Source organism: Holospora elegans E1, from assembly GCF_000648275.1.
Classification (GTDB): domain Bacteria; phylum Pseudomonadota; class Alphaproteobacteria; order Holosporales; family Holosporaceae; genus Holospora; species Holospora undulata_A.
Map to the genome: position 1 here is coordinate 1 of NZ_BAUP01000116.1, position 7,030 is coordinate 7,030.

The 7,030-nt window shown below is 36.6% G+C and carries 8 protein-coding genes; 2 read left to right on the top strand and 6 right to left on the bottom strand.

All coding sequences use genetic code 11. The features are described from left to right. Positions 1-221: 221 nt before the first annotated feature. A complete protein-coding gene (locus HE1_RS04685; protein WP_035545281.1) occupies positions 222-1,487 on the top strand; it encodes a hypothetical protein in 1,266 nt (421 codons plus the stop codon). Between the two features lie 95 nt (positions 1,488-1,582). On the opposite strand, the gene HE1_RS04690 is transcribed toward HE1_RS04685, so the two are convergent. From HE1_RS04690 to lpxA, 5 genes are all read right to left on the bottom strand, one after another. After that, positions 1,583-2,212 carry a lysophospholipid acyltransferase family protein gene (locus HE1_RS04690; RefSeq protein ID WP_052567384.1) on the bottom strand — a complete coding sequence of 210 codons (630 nt, stop codon included), beginning with the start codon at positions 2,210-2,212 and terminating at the stop codon, positions 1,583-1,585. Positions 2,213-2,264: 52 nt separating this feature from the next. After that, positions 2,265-3,527 (bottom strand): HlyC/CorC family transporter, encoded by a 1,263-nt coding sequence (locus tag HE1_RS04695; RefSeq protein ID WP_035545285.1) that lies wholly within the window; start codon positions 3,525-3,527, stop codon positions 2,265-2,267. 21 nt (positions 3,528-3,548) lie between these two features. Next, complete coding sequence (locus HE1_RS04700) at positions 3,549-4,148, bottom strand: shikimate kinase (protein ID WP_006295744.1); 600 nt, start codon at positions 4,146-4,148, stop codon at positions 3,549-3,551. A 148-nt stretch (positions 4,149-4,296) separates the two neighbouring features. Next, positions 4,297-4,431 (bottom strand): hypothetical protein, encoded by a 135-nt coding sequence (locus HE1_RS09995; RefSeq protein WP_023491033.1) that lies wholly within the window; start codon positions 4,429-4,431, stop codon positions 4,297-4,299. A 393-nt stretch (positions 4,432-4,824) separates the two neighbouring features. After that, the gene (gene lpxA, locus HE1_RS04705; RefSeq protein ID WP_006295745.1) at positions 4,825-5,685 is read right to left on the bottom strand and encodes an acyl-ACP--UDP-N-acetylglucosamine O-acyltransferase; all 861 of its coding nucleotides are present in this window, start codon (positions 5,683-5,685) and stop codon (positions 4,825-4,827) included. 513 nt (positions 5,686-6,198) lie between these two features. Here lpxA and HE1_RS09060 point away from each other — a divergent pair. Next, the gene (locus HE1_RS09060) at positions 6,199-6,357 is read left to right on the top strand and encodes a hypothetical protein (protein ID WP_161630417.1); all 159 of its coding nucleotides are present in this window, start codon (positions 6,199-6,201) and stop codon (positions 6,355-6,357) included. 415 nt (positions 6,358-6,772) lie between these two features. Here the strand turns inward: HE1_RS09060 and HE1_RS09735 are convergent, their stop codons facing one another. Beyond that, positions 6,773-6,997 carry a hypothetical protein gene (locus HE1_RS09735; protein ID WP_035545287.1) on the bottom strand — a complete coding sequence of 75 codons (225 nt, stop codon included), beginning with the start codon at positions 6,995-6,997 and terminating at the stop codon, positions 6,773-6,775. Positions 6,998-7,030 lie beyond the last annotated feature (33 nt).

Genomic DNA, 7,030 nt, shown 5'->3' on the forward strand with positions numbered 1-7,030 from the left:
CAAGAATTTCGTCGAAAACCCTTTTCAAATACACGCCCTCTTGAGATGTTAGAGGTAACACTGCGTATTTTTGCGGCACTTCACGTTAATAAAACTTTGAAAATCAATCATGCTATCTTTGGTTAAAGATTTCTAATATTTTTATATACAAATAAAGATTGTTTTTAGTAGTGAACACGTGTACAATTCGTCGTGTTAGCTTGAAAAGTCAATTCACATTTATGAAAAAAAAAATTGTTTCTTTTCTCTTTTTGTTTGCTGTGTCTTCCTGTTTTTCTTTGACTTTTTCAAACGATGAAGAAGAAAAATCTTTAGAAAAATTTTCTAAGTCTTTAGAAGAATTTACTAAAGGAAAAAGTATCGTTGCTTCTGTAAAAGATATAAATTCTAAATTTTTTTTAGATAAAATAAAAGAAGTGATGGGTGAAGAAGTTAGTTTTCTAGAGAATATTTTAAATTCTGGAGATTTTCAGTGTGTAAATGAGCAATATTTTATGGATCCATTTCATGTGATCCCTATTACAGAGAAGCGTTGTATTGAATTAGGGAAAAAAATAGACGCACTTAAAAATGAGACTTTTTTCTTAACAATAAAACGTGAGTACGAATCTATACTTGAAAAACGTGAAAAATTTATAAAACTAAAGAGTGAAGAAAATCAGTTCTGTTTCAAGTCGGAATTCAATGTATTATTAGACCAAAAAAAAGAAAGCAAAAAGATTGTTTCTAAGTTTCCGGGAATGTATTTAAAGTACTTAGAAAAACGTCGTGATTCGCTAAACGTAATCATGGTACTTTCTATGCCTTTTTTAAATGAAAAAAATTATCAGCTTGTGGAGCCTTTAGGATATTGTGAAGCGTTTGCTAAATATGCAGTTGTGCACGGCTATGAGGAGACGCTGAAGAAAGTGGATCTTCTTGTTAAAGAGTTATCGAACGATGATCTGCCAGTGCTGTATAAGTTTATGCAAGACTTAGCAAGTACACAGCACGGAGTTAAATTTGTTTCGGACAATCAATTTGTACTACTTGGGGATAATTTTCAAGAAAACTTTAAGGAAGTGAGAAGAAAGCTTTGTTTTGGAACAAGCTGGTTAATGCCGGTAGCAACTCATATTTTTCAATATATTAAAGATCTTAATGAAACCGAAGATTCTTCTCATTTTGATGAACAATTTGATGATTCGAGTAGTAAAATTTTCTTTAATAAGAAAAACGGAATAATTGTAAATTTTACTCCGCTATTTTGTGGGGCTTCGTTATTTTTTGGAGTGGAATTATCCGGGCACTCTATTGCATTTGTTAAAGAAGAAGATGGTTATATTGGATTAATTGATGGAACGCGCTCTTTGTCAAAAGAAGATATCGTCTTTTCCTTAAATCCTGAATTAATTGCAGAAAATTTGGAAAAAGCGATAAAAAGGTCATACTTTTTTATACCAATTGGTATTCCATCTTGGGAATTTACTTGCGAAGAGTTAAGGTAGTTTTTGTTGTTTAAATAAAAATTGAAAATATTTTGTAGCCTATTATTTCTTTCTGCTTTAAAAATTTAAAAATTCTAAAATGAATTTTTTTGAAATTAGGAAAGTGCGTCGTACAAAGATTTTTGAAATTTTTCTTGATCTCCCGAATGACTTTGAAGGGTGATGGGGGGGCTCCACACCCACTCAATACGTCCGAAAGGCAGAGGAATTTTCATTTGATCCCAAGTCTTTTTTAAAACGTACTGAGCTGTTGAATTCCAGTGCAGTGCCAATACCGGACGCCCAGAAAGACGCGCTAACACGTACACTCCGTTTTTTAATACTTCCCTTGGTCCCCTTGGGCCATCTGGCGTAATACCTACACTAATTCCCTCAGAAAGAGCTTTTAACATTTTTTTTAAGGCCAAAGTTCCTTTGTCATGAGAAGAAGATCCTTCAATACAGGAAATTCCGAATTTTTGCACTGTTTGAGCAATCAACTTTCCATCTCCGTGAGAAGAAATTAGCATACGAAATTCCTTACCTTTTTTCCATGCAAAGGGAGCCATAGTCATTTCACGATGCCAAAATACAATAATTGCAGGAGTATTTTCTTGAAACAACGTCTCGATATGATTACGGCCAACAATGACTCGGCGACTGGTTCTGTAAACAAATCGTAAATATCCGGCAAAAATAAAACTTAAAGCTTTTTGTACAAATCTTTTTTTAAAAAATGAATGCAATTTTACTTTTTTCCAATAACGATTCAGTTATACCAAATAAAAAATTTAAAATTTATTGAATATTTTCTTCAGAACGCATAGGGGTGACTTCAATCAATGTTACTTGATGATGGTGAACACGCAAAATCTTCATTTCAAACTCTTTAATACGCACCACCGTTCCTACCTCGGGAATTGTGCGACATGTGTGTAAAATCAACCCAGCTAATGTCGAAACCGAAGGTTCATCAAAGTTCCACTCATACTGTCTGCGTAAATCTCTTAGCGTTACACACCCCCTGACTAAATACGTTTCTTGAGGAGTAGTGCGTACACCAGGAAAATCCACGTCGTACTCGTCGCGAATCTCTCCTACGATTTCTTCTAAAATATCTTCTAATGTTACCATTCCTAACAACGATCCATACTCGTCTACCACAAATGCTTGATGAGAATGCTTTTCTTTAAATAACTGCATTTGATAAAACAGTGTACTGGTTTCTGGAATGAACCAAGGAGCTTTCATCATAGAATAAATATCAGAATTTTCTTTCAGCTTGTCTTTTTTTTGTAGATAACGCATAAGAGTTTTAAGGTGAATAACACCAACAATATTATCTGGAGAATCCTTCCATAACGGGATGCGTGTGTACGGAGCAGTCAATAAATATTCACATAACTGTTCAAAAGGAAGGTCAATATTAAACGACACAATGTTTTTTCGATGAACCATAATTTCTGATACTGTAACGCGAGAAAGGTCTAAGATACTTCCAAGCATTGCACGCTCGTGAGAAATTATTCCAGAACCAGCATGAAGATCTATAGCTCCTCGTAAGTCTTCTAAAGTATTTGCAGTTTCTTTTGTGCTACTTACCCCCAACCACGATAATGAATAGTGAGCAATACGATCCATAAGCAACGTAATAGGAAACAAAAATCGTTTCAAGAATTGAAGCAGAGGCACTAAAAATAAGGCAGCACGCTCTGGACATTGATACACGTAAATCTTGGGTAAAATTTCTACGTACAGAGCAGTAAGTGCAGATACAACAACAGGTGCAATAACTAATCCCAAAGGCCCAAGATATTGACGAAATAACTCAGTAGCAATAGACGCCATACCATTTAACAAACAAATGTTTGTAAATAACAAACAGCCAATCAGAACGGGCATTTGTTTTTGAAGTTCTAGCAAAACAGAAGCAGAAGGATTTTTTTTTGCCATTTGATTTAAACGAAAAGGTGAAGAGGCGATAACCGCCGTCTCACTGGCAGACAAAAATGCTGCTAACACTGCAAATACAATAATAAGAATAAAAAAAACAAATAACATAAAATTACTAATCTCAACACACTACATGATGTGAAAATGCGACTTTAGCTCATCTAAAACCTTTGCAAGAGTCTCTTCGTACCCACCTTGATCGCTGGGAACTCGTACATCTGCAAGCCCGTAGAGCTTGTCTCTTTCCTCGTGCATTTCTTCTAGTACTTTTTCTAAAGCTAAATTTTTTCCTTCTGATAACAATACAGACTCCGCATCTAACTGGGGAAAACCCAACTGAGGCCTTGCCTTCCTGGATAACCGATCTGCCAAATGAGACGGCTTTGCACACATGTAAACTGTACACGTGTTTTCTAGCAAAAGCATTCGTGTTTGAGCTTCCAAAAAAGCTCCCTCACCCGTAGCTAACACATGAGAAGATTCTTCTTTAAGAACCCGTTGAATCACAGAAAGCTCAGTGCTTCTGAAAACTGTTTCCCCAAACTGCTCATAAATAGTTGAAACAGAAAGACCTCCCGCAGCCTTTTCTACCATATTGTCTGAATCAAAGAATGGTATCCCAAAAAACTCTGCTAGTAATTTGCCTAAGGTGGTTTTTCCTACCCCCGGCATGCCAACTAACGCAATGGGCTTACCTGGATAAAACTCTCTATACGTATTTCGAATCATATACTCTGTACCTTCACTCGCGCCTAGATCCTTATGTACTCATGAACAAAATTCAAAAAAATGAACCTTGAAAATCAAGAGTACACCTAAATACAAAATAAAAAATAAAAGAGAAAAAAAATTTTCTCTTTTTATGAAGTGAAGCAATCTACTTTTGTTTTTGTTCTTGTTCTTGTTCCTTTTCTTTTGCTTCTACGTCTTCACTCTTTTCTGTGGACTCACAAGTCCCAGTAGCACTTACAACACTTGCCATAAGAGATGCCAGCAAAATGAACGTTTTCATAACAATACCTTTTCAAAGTTTCTACATTCGAATCATAGACATATTTCATAAATGATTGCAAGAGGGGGGGAGAAAAAATTTAGGAAATTTACTAAAAACATACATCTGAAAAAGTCAAACTCATAAAAAAACCATCATTTTTTAACATCAACTCCCAAAAAATCTATTTGTTAAGATTTGCATAGTAAGTACTAGGCGTACTAGTCTTACGGTCTAAATCTAAAAAGTGTTACTCCCCTCTTGTGTAGTGCAAAAAAAATCTGTATCCTAGAGATAAGCTTTGGGTAGACGTATTTTTAGGGTTAACTGACCAGATCTGAAAGGAAGCAATCAACTTTAAAAACTTCGGGTTATCCAAAGCTTTTTGAATTTTTATTTCCCCGTTCGGTCCTGTCAAAAAGTTGCTTTCAACGTGTCGTTTGAACAGTTGCTTTGGTCAGACAAACAAATAGGTCTTACCTTGTTTCGGGTGCTTAAAAAACGTTTTATTTCTTGAACGCTTTCATACTGCATTAACTCTTGAGGAATATTATGGATGCGAAATTCAAGGGACATTCGATTTTCTCCTTTAAACAGGTAGTGATACGCATCTCTTAACCCATGAACTTCCTGAGAGCTCATCTGTAGTTTTCTTAAGCGATGTAAATTAAGTCCTGCTAACTTTGCTCGATTTCCTATAGCAGTAGTGTAAGGGCTTACGTGTCCACCTACTGCAGAACACCCTGCGATCATAGCTCCCTTTCCAATAGAAGCCATTTGATGTACCGCAACCATTCCGCCCAAAACTACCGTATCTTCAATTTCTACATGTCCACCAAGTACAACATTATTTGCCATAATCACGCCGTTTCCAACACAGCCATCATGACCAATATGACATCCCACCATGATCATACAGAACTCTCCCACGCAAGTTATTCCTCCCCCTTGCTGTGTTCCCCTGTGGATAGTAACGTGCTCACGAATCTGAGTATATTTTCCTATTACAAGTTGAGTAGGCTCATCTTTGTACCCAGTATGTTGAGGTGCCGCTCCCAAAACGGCAAAAGGATGAACGCGAACGCCCTCATGAAGATGAGTATTTTGATCAATCACCACATGAGACACAAGATGAACATTCTTTTCCAGAATTACTCCCTTTCCTATGCTGCAATAAGGACCAACAATAGCGTCCGGATGAACAACAACATCAGAATGCAAAACAGCAGTGTTATGGATGTTCATAACGCCAAACTTGCCAAAAAATGCCCACAATCCCGCTTCCTTTCCTTAACCACTCAGAAAATTACACTAAAAAACCGTTACTCCAGAAAACAAAAACGAACGATTTAAAATAAAATATCACAAAATACGACGTTATTCTAACCAAAGATCAAAGCAAAGGCAATAGCACTTTTAGGCTTTAGATTTTTTTGTAGTGACGGATAGAAAATAAAGTGCCCCATACTTTCTAGAATAAATCGAAAGAAAGTACCACGTTTTCCTTTAAAAAAAGTTTGAATTTGACTTCTGTGAGTAAAAAAACACTTTTCGAGTCAAGAAAACGGTGTCTAAAAATAGAATTCATTAATTCATTCTTTCAAATAAACTCTTGCTAGGGAAATTCTGGTTTGGTGTATCCATATCGATTGATTTTACTATGGAATAGCAAACTGATATTGTTTAAGAAAATATGGAGAAAAGTAATTTATGATCAGATTAACCATTTATTAAGATGTGAAAAAAAGATCCTACACTTATCTCTTTTGCGCTATATACTCATTCTGAATGAAATTGTTTAAAAGTTTAATTTTATGTATTAATAATTTTTCTTATGCAAAGTTTTCTGAAAGAAGGAGATCATGTTGCGTTACGAACCGACGCGTAGAAGATAGGATTAAGGCAGTTTTGTTTCCGACAAAGGGGAAGCTATCGTCAAATTGCTAAGGCTCTTCTGATTGACGATCAGTCGTCATGTAGAGAAGTATAAGGTGAGTGATATCTGCGCTTTCTTGAGGCATTGCGTATACGATTCAAGGCAAGACGTTGCACGCCTATAACTTTTCGTTTAAAAAGCCAGCAGCACGGCCAGAAAAGGCAGCCAAGCAGGAAGCCTTTTATTCAACGGTGATGACAACACCGCCGAAGGATGCCCTTCCTGTTTGGTGACGACATGCCCCACACCATGGAAACGAAAATCACCTGTTAGGCACCCACATTGCCACGACAACCTCTTTTACACCTGATGGGAGCCTTGGATTTGACGGGTAGTGTCCTTAGAAACCTTGAATAGGTTTTTTTATCAGCTGAAAGACGCTTATCCAAAGGCGCCTAACATTCCCCTGATCTTGGATCAAGGCCCCTACAAGAAAAAACCTCCAAAAAGCAGCAAAAGAAAGGGGGATTTAGGTGCATTATTTGCCCTCCCTAAGTCCCAATCTGACCCCCATCGAAGAATGCATATGTGCGCAACAATCGATTTTTCGTCTCTGCCAAAGAGTTTTGCAAAAGTATGATACATTTTTTCGACTAAACCTGGGACAACATCGCCATGGATCTTGTCGAGCGCGTCAATGACAACTTTCAACGCATTAGTCCAACACTTTCAGTTTGATTTGGT